This window comes from Massilia sp. TWR1-2-2 (genome assembly GCF_049897565.1).
Taxonomy (GTDB): Bacteria; Pseudomonadota; Gammaproteobacteria; order Burkholderiales; family Burkholderiaceae_D; genus JAFCUW01.
In genome coordinates this window covers 152,984-175,010 of record NZ_JAFCWM010000001.1, presented here as the reverse complement: position 1 = coordinate 175,010, position 22,027 = coordinate 152,984, and the positions used below count along the sequence as shown (strand labels likewise).

Annotated in this window: 24 protein-coding genes, 4 tRNA genes and 1 pseudogene; 5 read left to right on the top strand and 24 right to left on the bottom strand. The window is 61.9% G+C overall.

The genetic code is table 11. From position 1 onward, the window contains the following. Nucleotides 1-5: 5 nt before the first annotated feature. A complete protein-coding gene (locus ACP7DD_RS00925; RefSeq protein ID WP_426172803.1) occupies nt 6-1,025 on the bottom strand; it encodes a GlxA family transcriptional regulator in 1,020 nt (339 codons plus the stop codon). Between the two features lie 147 nt (nt 1,026-1,172). Between ACP7DD_RS00925 and ACP7DD_RS00920 the strand changes: the two genes are divergently transcribed. Then, nucleotides 1,173-2,279 (top strand): S-(hydroxymethyl)glutathione dehydrogenase/class III alcohol dehydrogenase, encoded by a 1,107-nt coding sequence (locus ACP7DD_RS00920; RefSeq protein WP_426172802.1) that lies wholly within the window; start codon nt 1,173-1,175, stop codon nt 2,277-2,279. Nucleotides 2,280-2,304: 25 nt separating this feature from the next. On the opposite strand, the gene ACP7DD_RS00915 is transcribed toward ACP7DD_RS00920, so the two are convergent. Genes ACP7DD_RS00915 through ACP7DD_RS00895 form a run of 5 tightly spaced genes read right to left on the bottom strand, consistent with a single transcriptional unit; the run spans nt 2,305 to nt 5,229 of the window. Continuing rightward, a complete protein-coding gene (locus tag ACP7DD_RS00915; protein ID WP_426172801.1) occupies nt 2,305-2,817 on the bottom strand; it encodes a zinc-binding dehydrogenase in 513 nt (170 codons plus the stop codon). Further along, nucleotides 2,766-3,224, bottom strand: a complete 459-nt coding sequence (locus ACP7DD_RS00910; protein ID WP_426172799.1) for an alcohol dehydrogenase catalytic domain-containing protein — start codon at nt 3,222-3,224, stop codon at nt 2,766-2,768. The genes ACP7DD_RS00915 and ACP7DD_RS00910 overlap by 52 nt, the downstream gene beginning before the upstream one ends. A gap of 56 nt (nt 3,225-3,280) precedes the next feature. After that, nucleotides 3,281-3,706 (bottom strand): DoxX family protein, encoded by a 426-nt coding sequence (locus tag ACP7DD_RS00905; RefSeq protein ID WP_426172798.1) that lies wholly within the window; start codon nt 3,704-3,706, stop codon nt 3,281-3,283. A gap of 19 nt (nt 3,707-3,725) precedes the next feature. After that, entirely contained in the window at nt 3,726-4,430 is a 705-nt protein-coding gene (locus ACP7DD_RS00900; protein WP_426172797.1) for an alpha/beta hydrolase, read from the bottom strand. A gap of 13 nt (nt 4,431-4,443) precedes the next feature. After that, the gene (locus ACP7DD_RS00895; protein ID WP_426172796.1) at nt 4,444-5,229 is read right to left on the bottom strand and encodes a dioxygenase; all 786 of its coding nucleotides are present in this window, start codon (nt 5,227-5,229) and stop codon (nt 4,444-4,446) included. A 133-nt stretch (nt 5,230-5,362) separates the two neighbouring features. Between ACP7DD_RS00895 and ACP7DD_RS00890 the strand changes: the two genes are divergently transcribed. Continuing rightward, nucleotides 5,363-6,217: a LysR family transcriptional regulator gene (locus tag ACP7DD_RS00890; protein ID WP_426172794.1), complete on the top strand. Its 855-nt coding sequence runs from the start codon at nt 5,363-5,365 to the stop codon at nt 6,215-6,217. Between the two features lie 148 nt (nt 6,218-6,365). Here ACP7DD_RS00890 and ACP7DD_RS00885 read toward each other — a convergent pair whose 3' ends face one another. Next, nucleotides 6,366-7,247 (bottom strand): LysR family transcriptional regulator, encoded by an 882-nt coding sequence (locus ACP7DD_RS00885; RefSeq protein ID WP_426172793.1) that lies wholly within the window; start codon nt 7,245-7,247, stop codon nt 6,366-6,368. Between the two features lie 181 nt (nt 7,248-7,428). Between ACP7DD_RS00885 and ACP7DD_RS00880 the strand changes: the two are divergent. Continuing rightward, a pseudogene (locus ACP7DD_RS00880) lies at nt 7,429-8,004 on the top strand (YceI family protein). 111 nt (nt 8,005-8,115) lie between these two features. On the opposite strand, the gene ACP7DD_RS00875 reads toward ACP7DD_RS00880, so the two are convergent. Then, the gene (locus ACP7DD_RS00875) at nt 8,116-8,493 is read right to left on the bottom strand and encodes an alpha/beta fold hydrolase (RefSeq protein WP_426172792.1); all 378 of its coding nucleotides are present in this window, start codon (nt 8,491-8,493) and stop codon (nt 8,116-8,118) included. Here ACP7DD_RS00875 and ACP7DD_RS00870 point away from each other — a divergent pair. Together ACP7DD_RS00870 and ACP7DD_RS00865 are read left to right on the top strand one after the other, a co-directional pair. Beyond that, complete coding sequence (locus ACP7DD_RS00870; protein WP_426172791.1) at nt 8,487-8,954, top strand: SDR family oxidoreductase; 468 nt, start codon at nt 8,487-8,489, stop codon at nt 8,952-8,954. The genes ACP7DD_RS00875 and ACP7DD_RS00870 overlap by 7 nt on opposite strands. Before the next feature lie 36 nt (nt 8,955-8,990). Continuing rightward, a complete protein-coding gene (locus tag ACP7DD_RS00865) occupies nt 8,991-9,170 on the top strand; it encodes a tautomerase family protein (RefSeq protein ID WP_426172790.1) in 180 nt (59 codons plus the stop codon). Nucleotides 9,171-9,750: 580 nt separating this feature from the next. Here ACP7DD_RS00865 and ACP7DD_RS00860 read toward each other — a convergent pair. The 16 genes from ACP7DD_RS00860 to ACP7DD_RS00785 all read right to left on the bottom strand — a co-directional run bounded on the left by ACP7DD_RS00860 (nt 9,751) and on the right by ACP7DD_RS00785 (nt 21,921). Next, nucleotides 9,751-9,824, bottom strand: a tRNA-Cys gene (locus tag ACP7DD_RS00860). A 76-nt stretch (nt 9,825-9,900) separates the two neighbouring features. Beyond that, nucleotides 9,901-9,976 (bottom strand) — tRNA-Gly (locus ACP7DD_RS00855). Nucleotides 9,977-10,022: 46 nt separating this feature from the next. Then, nucleotides 10,023-10,098 (bottom strand) — tRNA-Gly (locus ACP7DD_RS00850). Nucleotides 10,099-10,171: 73 nt separating this feature from the next. Next, a tRNA-Gly gene (locus tag ACP7DD_RS00845) sits at nt 10,172-10,247 on the bottom strand. Between the two features lie 69 nt (nt 10,248-10,316). Further along, on the bottom strand, nt 10,317-10,901 hold the full coding sequence (pgsA, locus tag ACP7DD_RS00840) for a CDP-diacylglycerol--glycerol-3-phosphate 3-phosphatidyltransferase (protein ID WP_426172789.1): 585 nt from the start codon (nt 10,899-10,901) through the stop codon (nt 10,317-10,319). A gap of 175 nt (nt 10,902-11,076) precedes the next feature. Continuing rightward, on the bottom strand, nt 11,077-12,948 hold the full coding sequence (gene uvrC, locus ACP7DD_RS00835; protein ID WP_426172787.1) for an excinuclease ABC subunit UvrC: 1,872 nt from the start codon (nt 12,946-12,948) through the stop codon (nt 11,077-11,079). An 18-nt stretch (nt 12,949-12,966) separates the two neighbouring features. Further along, a complete protein-coding gene (gene acpS, locus ACP7DD_RS00830) occupies nt 12,967-13,359 on the bottom strand; it encodes a holo-ACP synthase (RefSeq protein WP_426172786.1) in 393 nt (130 codons plus the stop codon). After that, nucleotides 13,356-14,129 (bottom strand): pyridoxine 5'-phosphate synthase, encoded by a 774-nt coding sequence (gene pdxJ / locus ACP7DD_RS00825; protein ID WP_426172785.1) that lies wholly within the window; start codon nt 14,127-14,129, stop codon nt 13,356-13,358. Before pdxJ ends, acpS begins: the two co-directional genes overlap by 4 nt. Before the next feature lie 25 nt (nt 14,130-14,154). Further along, nucleotides 14,155-14,940, bottom strand: coding sequence for a DNA repair protein RecO (gene recO, locus ACP7DD_RS00820; RefSeq protein ID WP_426172784.1), 786 nt, complete (start codon nt 14,938-14,940; stop codon nt 14,155-14,157). A 25-nt stretch (nt 14,941-14,965) separates the two neighbouring features. Beyond that, nucleotides 14,966-15,871: a GTPase Era gene (gene era, locus ACP7DD_RS00815; RefSeq protein WP_426172783.1), complete on the bottom strand. Its 906-nt coding sequence runs from the start codon at nt 15,869-15,871 to the stop codon at nt 14,966-14,968. Beyond that, nucleotides 15,868-16,725: a ribonuclease III gene (rnc, locus tag ACP7DD_RS00810; RefSeq protein ID WP_426172782.1), complete on the bottom strand. Its 858-nt coding sequence runs from the start codon at nt 16,723-16,725 to the stop codon at nt 15,868-15,870. The genes era and rnc overlap by 4 nt, the downstream gene beginning before the upstream one ends. Before the next feature lie 29 nt (nt 16,726-16,754). After that, on the bottom strand, nt 16,755-17,162 hold the full coding sequence (locus tag ACP7DD_RS00805) for a DUF4845 domain-containing protein (RefSeq protein ID WP_426172781.1): 408 nt from the start codon (nt 17,160-17,162) through the stop codon (nt 16,755-16,757). An 18-nt stretch (nt 17,163-17,180) separates the two neighbouring features. Beyond that, complete coding sequence (gene lepB, locus ACP7DD_RS00800; RefSeq protein WP_426172780.1) at nt 17,181-18,095, bottom strand: signal peptidase I; 915 nt, start codon at nt 18,093-18,095, stop codon at nt 17,181-17,183. Beyond that, nucleotides 18,096-19,886, bottom strand: a complete 1,791-nt coding sequence (gene lepA, locus ACP7DD_RS00795; protein ID WP_426172779.1) for a translation elongation factor 4 — start codon at nt 19,884-19,886, stop codon at nt 18,096-18,098. Nucleotides 19,887-20,203: 317 nt separating this feature from the next. After that, the gene (locus ACP7DD_RS00790) at nt 20,204-20,494 is read right to left on the bottom strand and encodes a glutaredoxin family protein (RefSeq protein WP_426172778.1); all 291 of its coding nucleotides are present in this window, start codon (nt 20,492-20,494) and stop codon (nt 20,204-20,206) included. Next, nucleotides 20,491-21,921, bottom strand: a complete 1,431-nt coding sequence (locus tag ACP7DD_RS00785) for a DegQ family serine endoprotease (RefSeq protein WP_426172998.1) — start codon at nt 21,919-21,921, stop codon at nt 20,491-20,493. The genes ACP7DD_RS00790 and ACP7DD_RS00785 overlap by 4 nt, the downstream gene beginning before the upstream one ends. Between the last annotated feature and the right edge of the window lie 106 nt (nt 21,922-22,027).

The window sequence follows — 22,027 nt, the reverse complement described above, 5'->3', positions numbered from 1 at the left end:
CACGTTCAATCGTCGCGCGCGGCAGCCCCGACGCCGGTGGTGGCAAAGCGCTCCCGATACATCCTCGGTGGGATGCCCAGCTTTTTCAGGAAAACCCGCCGCATGTGGGCCTCATCGCTGAAGCATGCGCGCGCGGCAACGGTCTTCAGTGACAACGCCAGATCCGCCAGCAACTGCGTGGCCCGCTCGAAGCGACACCCTTCGATGAACTCGTGGGTGCTCAGTCCCACCTCCTGCTGGAACGTCCGCGCGAAGTGACGTTCACTCATCAAAGCCTTCTCCGCCAACTGCGCCACGGTGAATCGTTCGTGCAGGTTTTCCAATATCCAGTTCTGCAGTTCGCGAATATTTGGCCGCGCCGTTCGCTCGCTCAGCAAGTGTGCGCTAAATTGCGACTGTCCGCCCGGGCGCTTCAAGTACACCACCATTTCTGTCGCTACCTCCAGCGCCAGGTCGCGGCCGAAGTCCTCCTCGACCATGGCCAATGCCAGGTCGATGCCGGCGGTGACGCCGGCCGACGTCCACAGGTTATCGGCGCGCAGGAAAATCGCGTCCGCATCGACCAACACTGAGGGAAAGTCGGCTTGCAAGCGGTCTGCGACGCTCCAATGCGTGGTGGCGCGCTTACCATCAAGGACACCAGCGGCGGCAAGGAAAAACGCGCCGGAACACAGCGCGGCCAGGCGAGTGATGCGTGGACTCACTTGTGCTACCCAGTCGACAATGGCGGCGCCGTCCGCCAGTGCGGCCTGTATATGCCGGGAGCCGACGATGATGGCGCCATCTGGCAACGACAGCGTGCTCAATACCTTGGTTGCCTCGAGGGACATCAGCGTGTCGGACGGCACCCGGCCCAGATGGATGGATGCAATGCGCACGTCATAGCCGGGAGGCCGGTTACGCCGCTGCAGATGCAAGTTGGCATACTCGAATACCGACATTGGACCGATCGCCTCCAGTGCTTTGAATCCCGGGTACACAATCATGTCGAGGGTAGTTGTGGTAGTTAACGCCGTGCTGTTCATGAGGAGACGCTTTTACCTTGCAGGACGCTGAAATTCCAGTCATTGTGCCACGAATTCCTGCCATTCATGGGTGGACCTCGACAAGCCCAACACGCATCTCGGCATAATTGCGACCTGCAATTCACTCCAGTTCATAGCAAGGAAAATATGAAAACCAAAGCAGCTGTTGCATGGCAGGCTGGCAAGCCATTAACGATCGAAGAAGTCGATCTGCAGGGCCCGCGCGAGGGCGAGGTCCTCATCGAACTCAAGGCCACCGGAATTTGCCACACCGATTATTACACGCTGTCGGGTGCCGACCCAGAAGGCATTTTTCCGGCAATTTTGGGCCACGAGGGAGCTGGCATCGTTGTCGACGCCGGCCCGGGCGTGAAGACCTTGAAGAAAGATGACCACGTGATTCCCTTGTACACACCGGAATGCCGTGAGTGCAAATATTGCCTCTCGCAGAAAACGAATCTGTGCCAGAAAATCCGCAGCACGCAAGGCCGCGGCCTGATGCCGGACGCCACCAGCCGGTTTTCGCTACACGGCAAGCCGCTTTTCCATTACATGGGAACGTCAACGTTCTCCAACTACATCGTGGTGCCGGAAATCGCGCTGGCCAAAATCCGCGAGGACGCACCGTTCGACAAGGTATGCTACATCGGTTGCGGCGTGACCACTGGCGTCGGCGCGGTACTGTTCTCGGCCAAGGTCGAGGCCGGCGCCAACGTGGTGGTATTCGGTCTTGGCGGCATCGGACTGAACGTCATTCAGGCGGCCAGGATGGTCGGCGCCGACAAGATCATCGGCGTCGACATCAATCCGGCCCGCCAGCAGATGGCGCGCAAATTCGGCATGACGCACTTCGTTAATCCGAAGGAAGTAGAGAATGTCGTCGACGCCATCGTACAGATCACTGACGGCGGCGCCGACTACTCGTTCGAATGCATCGGCAACACGACAACCATGCGCGAAGCGCTCGAGTGTACCCACAAGGGCTGGGGCAAATCGTTCATCATCGGCGTCGCCGCTGCCGGCGAGGAAATCTCGACCCGTCCGTTCCAGCTTGTCACTGGCCGCGAGTGGCGCGGTTCGGCCTTCGGCGGCGCCCGTGGTCGCACCGATGTGCCGAAAATTGTCGACTGGTACATGGAAGGCAAGCTCAACATAGACGACCTGATCACCCACCGTCTGCCGCTTGAGCGTATCAACGAAGGTTTCGACCTGATCAAGAGTGGTGAATCAATCCGTTCGGTCGTGCTGTATTGAGGATAACTTGATGCGTCGCAATCGTTCAGCAGAGGACAACTATCTTGCCGCCGGCCTGATTCGACTCCATCAAGCGATGCGCTTCGACAATGCCGTCTAGCCTGAAAACACGGGCGGCTGCTACCGGCAGCCGGCCGTCCGCTACCCGATCGATAAGCTCTTGCAGCGGCATCGCAAGGAAATCGGCGACGCCACCTGAATAGGTAGTCAGCGACACGCCCGTCGGGATGACATCCATCGGCGCGATTTCCGCAAACGACCAGCGGTCGCCGACCATGCCGGCCATGCAGACGAGCCCCGGTTCGCGCACCGCGGCGAGAGAGTCCGCCAGCGTCGCAGTACCCACCAGTTCCAGCACCTTGTCGGCGCCGCTCGCCCGAATGAGCGCCGCGCTGGACGATTGTCGCGAGGTGGCACCGACCTGCGCGCCGTGCGCCCGCGCAATGGCCGCCGCCGCAAATCCGATCGACGTAGTGCCTCCTCGGATCAGCAGCCGCTCCCACGCTGGAGGCGCAGTCCACGGAGCAATGCCCCCCACGCGGTCTGAAGCATCTCCGGGAGAGCGCCGAGTTTTTCCCAAGGCAGGTCAGTGCGCACTGAACGGACCTGGTGCGCTGGAACGCACGTGTACTGCGCATAGCTGCCATCGAAGACGCGACCCATGCCGCCCATCACTGTCGCGACCTTCTGTCCTCGCGCGAGCGCGCCGCCCGGCGCCGCGGCGACCGTACCGACGGCTTCTATTCCGAGGATGCGGGGAAAACGAATGTTCGGCGAATGACCCTGCCGTGTCAATAATTCCGAGCGGTTCAGGCCGAACGCCGCAACACGAATCAGCAGCTCGCCCGGCTGCGGCACTGGAACGGGCCGGTCTTCAATCGTCAGTGCCTCCGGTCCACCGGAGGCATGCAACACTGCCGCCTTCATCGTCGTCGGAAATGCCATGGTTGTGTCCTTTTTGCGAGTGGCTGCGATAGCGAAAAGTGACTGATCAACCGTACTTAATTGTAGCGGCCATTCACGCCGCTCACGCTGTAGCGCCCAGCTCCAAGAAGTGCAACCGTGATCGCAGCGATAAAAAACATGCCCTGCAATTCAAGCGCCCAGCCGCCCGTGTCATTCATAGTGAAGAACTGGCCGGTATGCACAAGCAAGACTGCCACCACCATATTGATCGCAACCACCAGTGCCGCAGGACGGGTCAATACGCCGGCGAGGATCATCAGCGGTGCAAGCACCTCGCCCACATAAACCAGGTAGCCGAGCGCCGCCGGGGCGCCGGCCTTGGCTAGCATGTCGCCGACGAAGCCAATGCCGCCGGTAAGCTTGGCGTAGCCATGGAATAACAAAATAATTGCCAGTGCTGCACGCAGAACCAGCTTGCCGGCGTCGTCGGTATTGGTATGAATCGTTGTATTGGATTGCATGATTTTTCTTTCTGTTGAATTAAGTATGGGAAGCGTCGGACTGGTCGAGTTGACCGCCCAGCCATTGTTTGAAATCGCCTGTCATCGCCAGATCCAGTGAATGGCCGGCCTCGTACTCCCGATACTGCAACGGCACACCGAAGCCCTCGAGCACCTGCTTTGCATGCCGGGCAAAATGAATACCCAGCTTCTGGTCCTGCACGCCGTGACTGACGAAAGCATGGACCTTGCCAAGCGACGGTCCCGCCTTCACCGCCGGCAGCACTTCCGGCAAGATGCGCCCGCTCAAGATGCCGAAGCCGGCCACGTCTTCTGGCGCCGTGAGCCCGACGCTGGCGCGCATGATGCCGCCCTGGCTGAAACCGGCAATCCAGATCCGCGCCGGATCGATGTCATACTCCTGCGGCAGTTGCTCGATAAAACGGATCAGCTTGGCGCGGGAAAGGTCGGCCTGCGCGGCGTTGATCGACGGCCCGTCCTGGGTGAAGCTCACCTGGAACCAGCCGAACTGCATCGGCCCGAACTCCAGCGGGCCGCGCACCAGCACCACAGTCAGCTGCGGATGCATCTGCCGCGCGAGGTCGATACAACCTGCCTCGTTGGCGCCCACGCCGTGCAGCAAGATCAGGCACGGCGCTTTGCCCTGCCCGGTTGGGGCGGCTTGGATCCGATAAACCAAACCGGACCCGGATTCGACCCGTGTGTCATTCAATGTGCCAGTCATTTCAGTCCTTTCGTTAATTGAATGCGTACGCGTCCATTGCCAGCACGCCGTGCTCGACACTTGAATGCAGAAGTTGTGCCTTCGCGCCGGCGCCAGCCGCGCCCATCGCCACAAACAGCGGCAACAGGTGCTCCTCGCTTGGATGATTCTTTACGGCCGATGGCGCCCTCTTGCGATAGTCCAGCAATGCCGCGCCGTCGCTTGCCTCCAGCTGCTCACGCATCCAGAGCTCGAACTCGGTCACCCAGTAAGGCGCGGGCGCGTCGACCGGCTGCCCACGGAACTCGTACAAGTTATGCGTCAGCGACCCGGAGCCGATCACCAGCACGCCTTCATGGCGCAACTGCGACAAGGCGCTTCCGAGCGTTTCATGGGCCGCCGGATCGGCGCCGCGCACCAGCGAGATTTGCATTACCGGCACATTGGCGTCCGGATACATCAGGCTGAGCGGAACCCACGCGCCGTGGTCCAGGCCGCGTTGGGCGCTGCGCCCCACCGCGATACCGGCGGCTTCGAACAACGACGCCGCTTGCTCGGCCAGTTCTGGCGCCCCGGCAGCCGGGTAGCGGATTGCGAACAGGTCCTGCGGAAATCCGCCAAAGTCATGGATCGTTTCGGGCTGGGCGGCAAGCGACACGGCCGGACTGCCCGCGGTCTCCCAGTGGGCGGAGACGACAACGATCGCCTTTGGCCGGGGCAAGCTGCGGCCAAGATCCTGGAGAAAGCGCCGTGCAGGACTGTCCTGCAGCGCCAGCATTGGCGATCCGTGCGAAACAAAGATGGTTGGTAACGGGGACATGGTGCACCTCCTGTGAAGATGCAACCATGGTATATAGATTTAAATCGTTGATAAAGGTGTGTTGGAGGACTAGACTATTTCCATTTAATTGACAATGGCAGTTATGGATTTGTTCGGATCGATGAAAATGTACATGGCGGTAGTCGAAGGCGGAAGTTTCGCTGCAGCGGCCAACAAGCTCGACATCTCGCGCGCAATGGTGTCGAAACAGATCCAGAAGCTGGAGGAGCATCTGGGCACGCGCCTGATGAACCGCACCACGCGCCGGCTTAGCCTGACTGAAACCGGCCGTGCGTTCTATGAGCGCAGTACCCAGATCATCAGCGATGTCGAGGAGGCCGAACAGATTGCCGGCCAGATGACGCGCACGCCGCAAGGCGTGCTCAGGGTGACGATACCGCTATCGTATGGGCAGCATCGGCTGGCCGCCATCATCGGCGCGTATACGCAGGCGTACCCCCAGGTGCAGCTGGACATTTCGCTGAGCGACCGCAAGGTCGACCTGGTCGACGAAGGTTTCGACCTGGCGATCAGGATCGGCGCAATGCCGCAGTCCGACATGATCGCAAGAAAAATCGGTGGCGTGCACAGCATCGTCTGCGCCGCGCCCGCGTACCTGGCCCGGCACGGTGCGCCGCAGACGCCGGCGGAACTGGCCCAGCACGCGTGCCTCGGCTATACGCTGACGGGCAGCGGCGCCGAGTGGCGCATGGAAGGCCCGCAAGGGCCGGCAACGGTCGCCATTGCCGGCCCCATACGGGCAGACAACGGCGACATCATCCGTCTGGCGGCGCAAAGCGGCGCCGGTATCATTTTCCAGCCTCACTTCATCGTCGGCGAAGACATCGACGCTGGCAGGCTGGTGCGTTTGCTGCCGGAGTGGCAGTCGGCAGAACTGGGGGTGTACGCTGTTTACCCGAGCCGCAAACACCTGTCCGCCAAAGTAAGGACCTTCGTCGACTTTATGGTCGCCGCGCTTGCGGTTTAGTTGTTTGAGCCGGCGCCAAATGTCGCGACCACAAAATCGACAAAGCTGCATTTAATCCAACGCGCGTTCGGCAAGTACGCCGAAGGGGCGGACCGGGTGCCGCGCTGGCTGGTTCCCAAATCAGCAACCGCACGGTGCCAGGACCTGATCAGCCGACCCACACGGGATGGGCGAAGGCCTCCACCAGGAAGTCGATCACTACGCGCAGCTTGGGCGTGACGAACTTGCGCGATGGATAAACAGCATATACCCCCAGCTCGACCGAGCGATAATCGGGCATGATTTCACGCAGCGCCCCGGACGCGAGATCTGGTCCCACCATGAAAGTCGGCTGCAGGATCACTCCCTGTTGCTGCAGCGCGGCAGCGCGGCAGGTGTCGCCGCTGTTGGTGCGTACCCTCGGATTGACCCTCACCGACACGTTGCCGTCCGGGCCGGCAAAAGTCCAGTTTTCGCCGGTCGAAAACAGCGTGTATGAAATGACGTCGTGCGTCAGCAAGTCCTGCGGCTGCAACGGCGTACCGCGGCGCTCCAGATAAGCCGGCGCCGCGCACACCACCATCCGCGTCGAAGCGAGCTTGCGGCCGATCAGCGAAGACGACGGCATCTGTCCGATACGCACTGCCAAGTCGAACCCCTCTTCCACCAGGTCGGCGACCCGATCCGACAGCGTGATGTCGAGCGCCAGCTTTTGATGGCGGGCGAGCAATTCGGGCCACAACTGTGCCAGGTGCATCAGGCCGAAGGTCACCGGGACGTTCACTTTCAGCAAGCCGGACGCTTCGCCATGGCGCGCGGTGATTTCAGCTTCTGCCTCGTCGACATTGGCCAGCAACTCGCGACAGCGTTCGTAGAAGATCTCGCCTTCGGTGGTGCGCGAGAGCTTGCGCGTCGTCCGGTGCAACAGCCGGGTGCCGAGCCGCTCCTCGAGCTCGCCGACGTAGCGCGACACGGCGGCCTTGGACATGTCGAGCACGTCCGCAGCGCCGGTGAAGCTACCGGCCTCGACCACGGCCGTGAAGACTTTCATTTGTTGGAACTTATCCATTATCTCAATTTAAGGAACAGTAAGTCATATAGTACGCCATTTATTTCGCCGAAGAATAAGCCTACTGTGAGCTCTGTCGCTGAGGCTAGAAGGCCAAGCACAGAATTGACCTAAACTTTTGCCCCACCGGCAGGATACATTTCACACGACAGGAATCCATTTTATGAACTACCGCCACCTCCTTGCCGTTCTGCTTGCCGCAGGCGCCGCCTCAACCAGTTTCGCCGCCGACACCTATACGATCGAGCCGGACCACACCTACCCGAGCTTCTAGGCCGACCACCTTGGCGGCATGTCGATCTGGCGCGGCAAGTTCACCCAGACCAGCGGCAGCATCGCGCTCGATCGCGCGGCCAAAACGGGAACGGTCGACATCACGATCGACACCGCCAGCATCGACTTCGGCCACGCCAAGCTGAACGAACACGCGATGAGCGCGGAGATGTTCGACGTCGCCAAGTACCCGCACGCCGTGTATAAGTCGCGTTCGATCAAATTCAAGGGCGACAAGCCTGCCGTGGTGAGTGGTGACCTGACGCTGCATGGGGTGACCAATCCAGTCAAGCTAGTGCTCAGCCAGTTCAAGTGCATGGAGCACCCGATGTTCAAGCGTGAAGTCTGCGGCGCCAACGCTGTAGCCACCTTCAATCGCAGCGATTTCGGCATCAGCTATGGTACCCAGATGGGATTCAATCCCGAGGTGAAGCTGGCCATCCAGGTCGAGGCGCTCAAGCAGTAACGCATGACTCGCGAAGGTGCGACACTGCATCCTCACCCGGCATCGCTGGTCCAGGCGCTGCCGGTCGTCATCAGCCGCAGTGCACCTGTCCGGCGCCGACCTCCTGCGCCATCACAGCGACAAATTGCGCCGTGCGGACTCGAGCGCATCGGCGGCCAGCGAGCTGACCGGCTTGCCAGTGGTGAAGGCCTCGACCATGCGCTCGGGCGAGCTGGTCATGCCGCCGGCGTCCAGTCTTTCTTTTTCGGACCAGTCGGCATGCCTGTAAATAGAGGGCGGTTCGTCGATCAACACCAGCTTGTTGATGCCCTTCGTGCCGAACAGGTCGATGTAGCCCCACAGCACGGCTGCGCCCATCGACCAGCCCACGTAGTGCGCCTTCTTCACGCCGAGGTGTTCACCGAATTCCTTCAGGTCCGCCGAGAAGCGCGCAATACGGGCGCCGCGCTCGGTGCGCTCGGACAGGCACCTGGCGCAACTGGATGTCACAACTGGACCTGCTGTTCGTCGTCGCCGGCGTCAGCGACGACCCGGCACAGACCATCGGCCAGATCAGCACCGACGAGTTTTACCAACGGATGGTGACAAACGCCCCGAGCCCGATGCGCGCGCTCGAACATCTCGCGCAGCACGTGCGCGGCAATGGCTCGCTGGCCGCCATGACGTCGGCCTTGGGCAGTATCTCGGACAACACTACCGGCGGCTACGAGACCTACCGCGCCAGCAAGGCCGCGCTTAACATGCTGCTGCGCAGCTATGCCGCGCGCGCCGGCGGTGAGCGCTCGATCCTGGCGCTGATGCCGGGCTGGGTCAAGACCGACATGGGCGGCCCCGACGCGCCGGTCGAGATGAGCGTGCGCTGCGCCGGCCTGGCCGTCACGATCGCCAAGCACGCGGGCAACACCGGAGCCGCTTTTGTCGCCTTCCAGGACAACGTCATCGCCTGGTAACACCCGCGTCATGAACTTAACTTCAAGGAGCACACCATGCCCGTCGTTCGCGTTACCTGGTTTGAAGGCAAAGACGCCGTCGCCAAACAAGCAGTTGCCAAAGAAATTACCGAAAGCATCGTCAAGAACACCGGCACCGACCCCGCCTACATCTACGTCATCTTCGAGGACGTCGCCCCAGCAGACTGGGCGGGAGCGGGGAAATTGTATGGTTGACGATCTGTACTGGGTGTTTACGCTGAACGTCAAGCCGGGCCGGTTGCCCGCGTTTCGCGGGCTGGTAACGGAAATTGTCGCCGCCTCGCTCAAGGAGCCTGGGACTTTCGCCTACCAGTACAGATCAGTGCCGACGAGCAGACCTTCGGCGGTTATGCCGAACGCTTCCTGTCGATGGTGACGATCGCTTCGCTCGTCGTGTATGGCAATCCCGATGCCGAGGCGCGCAGAGCGCTCGCCAGCTTCGACGCTACTTACATGACGCTGTTTGCCGGTTTCGCTAAATAGGTGTGCGTCGGAAGCTATGCCAGTCAAGGACACTGACCAGCTGTTTTCCATATGCATCAGCCTGTTCGAAGGAGTCGGACGTCGCCCACAAACGTTTTCGGCAAGTGCCGATTCTTAACGCTGAGCTGAAATGAACCCGGGAAAGCTTTTGATGGACGCCATGATTCTTCGTAGTATTAGACGGCGGAATGTCAAACGGCCAGTTAGCCGTTTCGGAGGAGGCCAACCTCACGGTTCGGAAGGTTGGAATCTCGTTCGAACTAGCCCAGAGTGAGCTAAGTCCTTGAATTTATGGAGGCGAGGACGGGAATCGAACCCGTCTAAACGGCTTTGCAGGCCGCTGCATAACCTCTTTGCTACCTCGCCAGAGGGTACTGATTGCGCTGCGACCCGACTGGGCGCTGCATCAAAAAAGGGAAGCCAGGCTTCCCTTTTAGAATTCTGGAGCGGGAGAAGAGTCTCGAACTCTCGACCTCAACCTTGGCAAGGTTGCGCTCTACCAACTGAGCTACTCCCGCATTGGAGCCATACATTTTACTACCACTGCAAGCTCCAGTGAAGCACTGGAGCGGGAGAAGAGTCTCGAACTCTCGACCTCAACCTTGGCAAGGTTGCGCTCTACCAACTGAGCTACTCCCGCATTTACAAGACAACGATTATCGCAGAAAAGGTGCTCATTTTCAAGGACAACCTGACGACGATTTGTCCATTTCTGGAGCGGGAGAAGAGTCTCGAACTCTCGACCTCAACCTTGGCAAGGTTGCGCTCTACCAACTGAGCTACTCCCGCATCGTGTCACAACAGGCAGGCATTATAGATCATCCTGACCGGTTGTCAAGGCAACGCGCTGTCGATTCATCAATCGAATGCGCCGGCCTTTTCCTTGATCAGCGGCCACGCGCGCCGCATGTAATAAAACATCGACCACACCGTCAGGATCGCGGCGATGTACAGGAACGCTTCGCCCAGCAGCTGGGTGTCGACGATGCCGAACAGCACGTCGTGAAACAGCAGCATCGGGATCGCCGTCATCTGCGCCGCCGTCTTGATCTTGCCGAGCGAACTGACCGCCACCGAGCGCGAGGCGCCCAGTTGCGCCATCCATTCGCGCAGCGCCGAAATGGCGATCTCGCGGCCGATGATGATGAAGGCGATGAAGTGGTCGACCCGGTCCAGGTGCACCAGCACCAGCAGCGCGCCGGTCACCATCAGCTTGTCGGCCACCGGGTCGAGGAAGGCGCCGAACGCCGAGGTCTGGTTCCAGCGCCGCGCCAGGAAGCCGTCGAACCAGTCGGTGATGGCGGCGACGATGAACACGATCGTGGCGGCCAGGTCCTGGTCGGAGCGCGGCAGCCAGTGCAGCGGCAGGTAATAGACGCCGACCACAAGCGGGATCAGTGCAACGCGTAACCAGGTCAGGAGAATCGGGATGTTAAAAGGCATAGGGCGCGTGAGCTGGTTACTGTTAGAAATGGGTGCGCCGCTAGTCTACCGCGCTATTGCTTAATAGACCAGTTAGGTTGAAGCAAAAGAGCACTCGGCGTGGATTGGCGCCTGCCCGGGAACGACGTCAACAGCTTGCTGCGCGTATTTACCGATGCGATTTCTGTAGCGCGCCTCAATGCAGTTGCTTGTAGATTTCTTCGGCCAGCGAGGTGGAGATGCCCTCGACCGACTTCAGGTCTTCGACGCTTGCACTGGCCACGCCACGCAGGCCGCCAAAGCGCGCCAGCAGGCGCTGGCGCCGTTTGGCGCCGATGCCCTCGATCTCCTCCAGCTGCGACGTCTGGCGCGCCTTGGCGCGCTTGGCGCGCATGCCGGTGATGGCGAAGCGGTGCGCCTCGTCGCGGATCAGGGCCACCAGCATCAGCGCCGCCGAGTCCTTGCCCAGTTCCTGCGCCGCGCGGCCGTCGACGAACAGCAGCGTCTCCAGGCCCACGCGCCGCGCTTCGCCCTTCGCCACGCCGACGATCAGGCTGATGTCGAGCCCCAGTTCGGCGAATACCTGGCGCGCCATTTCGATCTGGCCCTTGCCGCCGTCGATCAGCACCACGTCGGGCATGACGCCCTCGTTGTTGACGACCTTTTCGTAGCGGCGCATCAGCACCTGGCGCATCGCCGCGTAATCGTCGCCCGGCGTGATGCCGTTGATGTTGTAGCGCCGGTACTCGCTGTTTTGCATCGCGTGGTGATGGAACACCACGCACGAGGCCTGGGTCGCTTCGCCCATCGTGTGGCTGATGTCGAAGCACTCAACGCGCAGGGCGTCGAGGTCGTCGAGGTCGAGCGTCAGCGCCTCGGCCAGCGCGCGGGTGCGCGACTGCTGCGAGCCCTGCTCGGACAGCAGGCGCGCCAGCGACAACTCGGCGCCCTTGACCGCCATCTCGAGCCACTGGCGGCGCGGCTCCTGCGGCTGGAAGATCAAGTTGATGCGGTGGCCGCACTGCTCGGTGAGCGCCATCATCAGGGCCGGCTGGTCGAACTCGATGTTCAGGATCAGCGTGCCGGGGATGAATTTTTCGCTGTAGTGCTGCGCCAGGAAGGCGGCCAGCACCTCCACTTCGATCGGCGCCTCGGCGATCGCTTCCATCACCTGGCTCGGAAAATAGGCACGGTCGCCCAGGTGGCGCCCGCCGCGCACCATCGCCAGGTTGACGCAGGCTTTACCGCCCTGCACCACCACGGCGATGATGTCGACGTCGGCGTCGCCGGCCGTCTCCATGCTTTGCTGGTGCAGCACTTTCGACAGCGACTGGATCTGGTTGCGCACCGCGGCGGCCTGCTCGAACTTGAGCTGCTCGGCGTAGCCATGCATCTTCTTCTCGAGGTCGGCCATCACTTCGGTCTGGCGCCCGCGCAGGAATTTGCCGGCGTTTTCGACGTCGATGCGATAGTCTTCCGCGGTGATGTTGGCCACGCACGGCGCGCTGCAGCGGCCGATCTGGTGCAGCAGGCAGGGACGCGTGCGGTTCGAATACACGCTGTCCTCGCAGGTGCGCAGCATGAACACCTTCTGCAGGATCTGCATCGATTCCTTCACCGCCCACGCACTCGGGAACGGGCCGAAGTACTGGCTCTTCTTGTCGAGCGCACCGCGGTAGTAGGCCATGCGCGGCACGTCCTGCCCGCTGATCTTCAGGTACGGGTATGACTTATCGTCGCGGAACAGGATGTTAAAGCGCGGCTTGAGCGCCTTGATCAGGTTGTTTTCCAGGATCAGCGCTTCGGCTTCGCTGTTGGTGACGGTGGTTTCGAGCCGCGCGATGCGCTCGACCATGATCGAAATGCGCGGGCTGGCCAGGTTCTTCTGGAAGTAGCTCGAGACGCGCTTTTTCAGGTCGCGCGCCTTGCCGACGTAGAGCACGGCGTCGTTGGCGTCGAAATAGCGGTACACGCCCGGCAGGTTGGGCAGCTTGGCGACGGTGGCCAGCACCAGCGCGCGCGGATCGGGCGCGCTGGCGGCGGGAACTGGGGAAATGGCTTCGGACATTGCTCTACCTTGTATGGCTCAGGCGCCCTGGGTGACGATGACGAAAGCGACACCGTAGTCGGCTTCGTCGCTGATCGTCACCTGCGCGCTGAGCTTATTATCGCGCATGAATTCGTCGAGCGCGCCACTGCACACGATCACCGGCTTGCCGGAGGGCGCGTTGAGCATCTGCGCCGAGCGCCACGTCATCGGCATGCGCATGCCAAGGCCAATCGCCTTCGAAAACGCTTCCTTGGCCGAAAAACGGGTGGCCAGAAAACGCAGGCCGCGTACGTCGTTCCTGGCGCGGCGCGCATGAAACTTGACCAGCTCCTCGGGGCCGAGGATCTTTTCGGCGAAGCGCTCGTTGCGACCGAGCGCGCCTTCGATGCGCGAGATCTGCACGATGTCGGTACCGATCCCGTAGATCATGCGCGGCGGCCCAGGGTAACGCCAAGACGCGCGGCGACCATGATCGCCTTCATCTCGCGCACCGCGTTCTCGAAGCCGGCAAACACCGCGTGGGCGACGATGGCGTGGCCGATGTTGAGTTCTCCGATGTCTTCCAGCGCGGCGATCGCCTGCACGTTGGTGTAGTGCAGGCCGTGGCCGGCGTTGACCTTCAGCCCGCGCGCCACGCCGAAGCGGGCGCCGGCGCGGATGCGTTCGAGTTCGTGCGCCAGGTCGGCGCCTTCGGCTTCGGCGTAGCGGCCGGTGTGCAGCTCGATGACCGGCGCGCCAAGTTCGTCGGCTGCGGCGATCTGCTGCTCGTCGGCGTCGATGAACAGGCTGACGCGGATGCCCTCCCCTTGCAGCTGCCTGATGGCCGCTTGGACCTGCTTGTAGTAGCGCACCACATCGAGGCCGCCTTCGGTGGTCACTTCCGCGCGCCGCTCGGGCACCAGGCAGACATCCTGCGGACCGATCCTGCAGGCGAAGTCGATCATCTCCTGCGTCACTGCCGCTTCCAGGTTCATGCGCGTCATCAGCTGCTCTCGCAGCGCAATCACGTCGGCGTCCAAGATGTGTCGGCGGTCTTCGCGCAGGTGCAGCGTGATGACGTCGGCGCCGGCCTGCTCGGCGATGAGCGCCGCGCGCAGCGGATCGGGATACGTCGTGCCGCGCGCATTGCGCAGCGTCGCCACGTGGTCGATGTTGACGCCCAGGTCGATGACCGGGCCGGATGGGTGCAGGAAGCTCATGATGTCGCCCTGGTGGATTGGATGGTTATAACTGCAGCAAATCGATCAGGATCTGGCGTGTGTTGAGCGGCGCGCCGCCCAGCTGGTGCGCCAGCAGGAAGCGCATCAGCTGCTTGCTTTGCAGCTGGGTCAGCGGGTCGGCATAGTCGTCGGCCTCCATGTCGAGCAGGGTCTGGCCGTCGACCGCCGGCCAGTTGTCCGCAGCGCGCGCCGGGCGCGGACCGCGTTCGGGATCGACAACGTAGACGACGCCCGGCTCGACCGGATCGCCCGAACCGGCGCAGCGGCCCAGATCAGCGGCCACGCCTGTCTCCTTAAGTAAGGCCCGTTCGAATTTTCTCAAGACAATTTGTGCAGGTTCATTGTGGGCCAGCTGGTTCAGCGTAGCCACGTACTGATCAAACAGCACCGGATGCGGATCGTCGCGCGCGATCAGCTTGACCAGCAGTTCGTTGAGGTAAAAGCCGCACAGCAGCGCCGTGCGTTCGAGCGGCAGCATGCCGCCTACCCATTCGGCGTCGATCAGGGTGCGCAGTTCGGCGCGTCCGCTCCACGAGGTCGACAGCGGCTGGAAGGTCTGCAGCACGCCGCGCAGCTTCGACAGTGGCCGCTTGGCGCCCTTGGCGACAAGGCCAATGCGGCCGAAGTCGCGCGTGAACATGTCGACGATGAGGCTGGTTTCTTTGTACGGGTAGCTGTGCAGCACGAAGCCGGGCTGACCGTTGATGCGGTCGCGCGGCAAGGCGCGGCTGCGCTTGGCCGGCGCTGCCGGCGGTGCGGGAGTGTCGAGGTCGGCGTCGAGGGTGTCCATGCGCACAGGCAGGCGCGACGGCGCCCTATTCGTAGCCGTAGGCGCGCAGCCCGGCTTCGTTGTCGGCCCAGCCCGACTTGACCTTGATCCAGATTTCCAGGTACACGGGGCCGCCGAACAGCTTTTCCATGTCGAGCCGCGACTGGGTCGAGATTTCCTTCAGGCGCGCGCCTTTGTTACCGATCAGCATAGACTTGTGGGTGTCGCGTTCGACCAGCACCGCCGCGAAGATGCGGCGCAGGTCGCCCTCCTGCTCGAACTGCTCGATCAGCACGGTGCTGGTGTAAGGCAACTCGTCGCCGACCAGGCGAAACACTTTCTCGCGGACGATTTCGGCGGCGAGGAATTTCTCGCTGCGGTCGGTGATGTCGTCCGGCCCGAAGATCGGCGCGTTTTCCGGCAGATACTTCTTGATCTCTGCTTGCAGCGCGTCGACCTGGAAGCGCAGCTTGGCCGAGACCGGCACGATGGCGGTGAAGTTGTGCTTGGCGGCGATTTCCTGCGCGAACGGCATCAGCGCGGCCTTGTCCTTGACGCGGTCCGACTTGTTGATCACCAGGATCACCGGCACTTCTTTGGGCAACAGGTCGACCACTTGCTGGTCGGCCGGCCCGAAGGTGCCCGCCTCGACCAGGTAGAGGATGACGTCGGCCGAAATGAGCGTGTTCGTCACCGTCTTGTTGAGCGTCTTGTTGAGCGCGTTGCTGTGGCGGGTCTGGAAGCCCGGCGTGTCGACGTAGATGAACTGGGCGTCGTCGACCGTCTGGATGCCGGTGATGCGGTGGCGCGTGGTCTGCGCCTTGCGCGACGTGATCGACACTTTCGCGCCGATCAGCACGTTCATCAACGTCGACTTGCCGACGTTCGGGCGGCCGACGATGGCGATGTAGCCACAGCGGAAGTTGTCTGGGGTGCTGCTGGAGGTATTCATGCTGACTTCGTTTCTGATTGCGTTTGTTTGGGGGCTTTGGCTTCCGTTTTTGGTTCGGCCTTGGCTTCGATGATGACTTCGGCCGGCTCGGCGCCGTGCTCGCTCTGGATAGTGGCGATGCCGGCCAGTTTGAGCTGGGCGGCGCGCGGCTTGGCCTTGCGCGCCGCGGCCGGCGTCTTCAGCAATGCCTGTTCGGCCACCTCGAGCGCCAGCTTGGCGGCGGCCTGCTCGCCGGCACGGCGGCTGCCGCCGCGGCCGTAGACCTGGATGCCGAGCTTGGGCACCAGGCATTCGATTTCGAATTCCTGGCTGTGCGCCGCCCCATGGGTCGCCACCACGTTGTAGGTTGGCAGCGAGATTTTCTTACTCTGTAAAAATTCCTGCAGCAAGGTCTTGGCATCCTTGCCGAGCGTGCGCGGGTCGACCGAATCGAGAATCGGGATATAGAAGGCGCGGATGACGTCGCGCGCGGCATTGAAGCCGGCGTCGAGGAAAATGGCGCCAAGCAGCGCTTCGAGCGTGTCGGCCAGGATCGACGGCCGGCGAAAGCCGCCCGACTTCAGCTCGCCTTCGCCGAGGCGCAGGAACTGCGACAGTTCGAGCTTCTGGGCAATTTCGTACAGCGACTGCTGCTTGACCAGGTTGGCGCGCAGGCGCGACAGGTCGCCCTCGTCGATGCTGGCAAAGCGCTCATAGAGCACCGAGGCAACGACGCAGTTCAGGATCGAATCGCCGAGGAACTCGAGGCGCTCGTTATGCAAGCTGCTGTGGCTACGGTGCGTCAAGGCTTGCTGCAGCAGGCCAGCATCCCGGAACGTATAAGCTAAGCGAGACTGCAATAACTGAAGATTCATGGGCGAAATGTCGGTTGGTCTTCCATCAATTAACGTGCTGCCGTGTCCGGCTTGGGCGCGACCACGCCATTCTTGGCGGTGGTGGCGGCGTAGTCGATCAGCAAGGTCACGTTGCCGGCGATCGGGATGCGTTTTTCATAGGCGAAGCTGATTTCGGTTTCGCCGGTGTCCTTGGTGATCACCAGATCCTTGCCGGTGATCGCTTCGATGCGGTTGATATCGGCGTTCTTGTCGAAACTTTGCTGCATCTCGACGACGGTGCCGCCGGCCGCCTTGGCCGCAACGATGCCGTCTTTCGATGCCTTGTACTCCAGAAAGGTCGGGAACACTTTCATGGCGAACACGGCGACGACGCCGATGACCGCCATCACGAAGATCAGTCCGGTGAGCGACACGCCGCGCTGAGCGTGCGGGAAAAACTGTTTCGATTCTTGCATTGCGGATCCCTTCAAGACTTAGTGTATGCCACCGATGCGCTTCCAATTGCCCAGGTTCATCCACACGAAAAACGCCTTGCCGACGATGTTCTTGTTGGGCACAAAGCCCCAGTAACGGCTGTCGAGGCTGTTATCGCGGTTATCGCCCATCATAAAGTAATTGCCTTCCGGTACGATACAGGTAAATTTCTCGTAGGAATAAACACACGCTTCACGGTTCGGGAAATTGTCTACCTGGCCCAGATCGATGGTACGTTTATTCTTGTTATTCAGAATTTGATGTTGCACGTTTGCTAAATTTTCATCAAACAGCTGGTGGTATTCCAGGCCCTCGTCTTCCAGGTAGTCGCCCTTGGCGGTGTAGGTCACCGGCTTGTCGTTGACCGTTAAGCGCTTGTTTTCATAGGTGATTTTATCACCTGGCACGCCGATGACGCGTTTGATGTAATCCTGCGACATGTCCTTCGGATACTTGAACACCATCACGTCGCCGCGCTGCGGATCGCCGACGTCAATGATTTTCTTGTTCAACACCGGCAGCCGGATGCCGTAGGTGAATTTGTTCACCAGGATCAGGTCGCCGATGACGAGGGTCGGCACCATCGACGACGATGGAATCTTGAACGGCTCGTACAGGAACGAGCGCAGGAAAAACACCAGCGCGATGACCGGGAAAAAGCTGCCCGAGTACTCGATCCATGTCGGCTGGCGCAGCAGCGCCGCTTCGATCGCGTGGCGGCTGGTGTTGTCGGTCTTGATGCCCTCGGCCGCCAGCTTGGCGTTGCGGCCGTCGAAGGCGGCCAACGCAACATCGGCGGCGGCGCGGCGCTGCTTGGCAAAGTAGAAGATATCGAGGAACCAGATTACCCCCGTGACACACATCGCCACGAACAGGATCAATGCGAAATTTCCTAAGATGACTTGCAGATTCATTTAACCGTCCACTTGTAAAATTGCCAGGAATGCCTCTTGCGGGATTTCCACCGAGCCCACCTGCTTCATGCGTTTCTTGCCGGCCTTCTGCTTTTCGAGCAGCTTCTTCTTGCGGCTGATGTCGCCGCCGTAGCACTTGGCCAGCACGTTCTTGCGCAGCGCCTTGACGTTTTCGCGCGAAATGACGTTGACGCCGATCGCCGCCTGGATGGCGACGTCGAACATCTGGCGCGGAATCAGTTCGCGCATCTTGGCGGCGACCTGGCGGCCGCGGTAGGTCGCGTTGGCGCGGTGCACGATGATGGCCAGCGCGTCGACTTTTTCGCTGTTGATCAGCATGTCGACCTTGACCACGTCGGCCGAACGGTATTCCTTGAACTCGTAGTCCATCGAGGCGTAGCCGCGCGACGTCGACTTGAGCTTGTCGAAGAAGTCGAGGACGATTTCGGCCATCGGCATTTCGTACACCAGCTTGACCTGGCGGCCGTGGTAGCTCATGTCGAGCTGCACGCCGCGCTTGCCCACGCACAGCGTGATGACCGAGCCGACATATTCTTGCGGCATGTAAAGGTTGACCGTGACGATCGGCTCGCGCACTTCGAGGATCTTGGTCGTTTCCGGCATCTTCGACGGGTTGTCGACCTTGACGATGCTGCCGTCGCGCATTTCGACTTCGTAGACGACGGTCGGCGCGGTGGTGATCAGGTCCATGTCGAACTCGCGCTCGAGACGTTCCTGCACGATCTCCATGTGCAACAGGCCAAGGAAGCCGCAGCGGAAGCCGAAGCCGAGCGCCTGCGAAACTTCCGGCTCGTACATCAAGGCGGCGTCGTTCAGCTTGAGCTTTTCGAGCGAGTCGCGCAGCGCGTCGTACTGGTTCGCCTCGACCGGAAACAGGCCGGCGAACACTTGTGGTTGCACTTCCTTAAAGCCTGGCAACGGCGCTGCCGCCGGCTTGGCGGCGTGGGTGACGGTGTCGCCCACTTTGGCGGCCTTCAGTTCCTTGATGCCGGCGATGACGAAGCCGACCTGGCCGGCGGAGAGCTCCGGCAGCGACTGCGAACGCGGGCTGAATACGCCGACGCTTTCGACCAGCTGGGTCGAATCGGATGCCATCAAGAGGATCTTTTCCTTCGGTTTCAGGGTGCCGTTCATCACGCGCACCAGCATCACCACGCCGACATAATTGTCGAACCACGAGTCGACGATCAGCGCCTGCAGCGGCGCATTCTTGTCGCCCTTCGGCGGCGGTACCTTGGCGATCAGCGACTCGATCACGTCTTCAACGCCGAGCCCGCTCTTGGCCGAGCATTGCACCGCGTCGGTGGCGTCAATGCCGATGACGTCTTCGATTTCCTTGATCGCATTGGCTGGATCGGCGTGCGGCAGGTCGATCTTGTTCAACACCGGCACCACTTCGACGCCGAGGTCGAGCGCGGTATAGCAGTTCGCCACGGTCTGCGCTTCGACGCCCTGGGAGGCGTCGACCACCAGCAGCGCGCCTTCGCAGGCCGACAGCGAGCGCGACACTTCATAGCTGAAGTCGACGTGGCCGGGGGTATCGATCAGGTTCAGGTTGTAGACCTGGCCGTCGCGCGCCTTGTAGTGCAGCGCGGCGGTCTGGGCCTTGATGGTAATGCCGCGTTCGCGCTCCAGGTCCATCGAATCGAGTACCTGGGCTTCCATGTCGCGGTCCGACAGGCCGCCGCAGATCTGGATGATACGGTCGGCCAGCGTCGATTTGCCGTGGTCGATGTGGGCGATGATGGAGAAGTTACGTATGTTGTTCATTAACAAATTCAAGACCAAGATGAAAAAGGCGACGATGGCGTCGGGGCTCGCGGCGCGGGCAGTGCCGGCGCCATGAAAAAAGCGCTCCGGTGGGGCTGTAGCAATCCCCAGACGAGCGCCTTATCAAGCGAGAGAAGCTGTTTGCTAGGACAGAAGCTTTTCCGACCATCGCATTTTACCGGATTTCAGGGTAGAAAGCCCGTGTTATGCGGGGACGGCGGCGCCCGGCGGCGAATAGGCGGCCAAAACCGGCGCCAGGCTTTTCAGAAATACAACAGAAGTGGCGACGCACGACAGCGACGACGAAGCAATTAACGTCATCCCCGCGAAAGCGGCGATGACCTGTGGTGGTCGCTTGCCAGGTAAGCGCGCACCGCGCCGGCGTCGAGGAAGTAGTGGCACAGCTCGGGCGCGGCCAGGTCGCCGTACAGCACCGGTACCAGCTCGTCGAAGCGCGCCACCAGCGCCGGGTCGGCGTCAACGTCGATGACGTCGACCGTGAACCGCTGCGCCTCGGTCTGCAGCGCGTTCAAGGCCGCCAGCATGGCGTCGCACAGGTGGCAGTAACCGCGCGAGTACAGCGTGAAGCGGGCAACCGCCGCCGTCACGGGCGCGGCCGGATGACGAGGTAGAACGTCGTCGCGGCACCCTGCGGGCTGCTGCGGCGCACCAGCAGCGCGACCGACTTCTTCGGATCGAGCTTGGCGACGATAGCGTTGAACTGCTTCGCATCCTTGACGTCGGTGTTATTGATCTGCAGCACCAGGTCGCCCGGCAGCACGCCGCCACGCGCCGCGGCGCCTTCGCTGGCGTCGACCAGTACCGCATCGGCCTTCAGCTCCTTGCGCTGCGCCTCGGTCAGGTCGGACACGTGCAGTCCCAGCGCGTTCGGCGCCGCATCGGCCTTCGGCTTTTTCGGCGTCGGCTTCGGAACCGCCTTCTCTTCTTCCAGCGCGGCGATCGTGACGGGCAGATCCTGCTGCGCGCCCTTGCGCCACACGGTGACGGTGGCGCGGCTGCCGATCGGCGTGGCGCCCACCTGGCGCGGCAGGTCGGCGCTGCGCTCGATGGCGTTGCCGTTGAATTTGAGGATGATGTCGCCAACCTTGATGCCGGCCTTGTCGGCAGGACCGCCCGGCTCGACCAGCGAAACCTCGGCGCCGCGCGCCTTGCCCATGCCAAGCGACTCGGCGACGTCCTTGCTCACTTCGCCGATCTGCACGCCAAGCCGGCCGCGCGTGACCTTGCCGGTCTTGCGCAGCTGGTCGGCAACCCGGATCGCCTCGTCGATCGGCACGGCGAACGAAATGCCGTTATAGCCGCCGGACATGGTGGCGATCTGGGAATTGATGCCAACCACTTCGCCGCGCATATTGATCAAGGGGCCGCCGGAGTTGCCTGGGTTGACGGCGACGTCGGTCTGGATCAGCGGCAGGTAGTCGCCGGTGTCGCGCGCCTTGGCCGAAATGATGCCGGCCGAAACCGAGTTTTCGAGGTTGAACGGCGAGCCGATCGCAATGACCCATTCGCCGACGCGGATCTTGCTGGAGTCGCCAGTGCGCAGGAACGGCAGGTTGGATGCCTCGACCTTGAGCACGGCCACGTCGGAGCGCTTGTCCGCGCCGAGCACCTTGGCCTTGAATTCGCGCCGGTCGGTCAGCGTGACGAGCACTTCGTCGGCGCCTTCGACGACGTGGGCGTTGGTCAGCACGAAGCCATCGTTGGAGATGATGAAGCCGGAACCGACGCCGCGCTGCACCTCTTCTTCCTGCGGCTGCGCGCCGCGGCGCCCGCGCGGCGTCGGCGAACGCGGCGACGGCTGGCCGAAGAAGCGGCGCAGGAATTCCTGCATCTCCTCGTCGCCAGGGGCGCCCTGCCCCAGCTTGATCTTCTCGGTGGTGCGGATGTTGACCACCGCCGGGCCGACTTTATCGATCAGGTCGGTGAAATCAGGCAGGCCGGTAACGACCGGCACGGCAACCGGAGCGGCAGCGAGGACGGCGCCGGCAGGCAGCAGGCTGGCGCCGGCCAGCATCAGGATAGGAAGGACGAGGCGGATGGCAGTCATTTGTTTGCGCATGGGATCGGAGTGTGGTCAGGTCGGCTATTGACGCAATGGTAAGCGAAAATGCGCGCCTTGT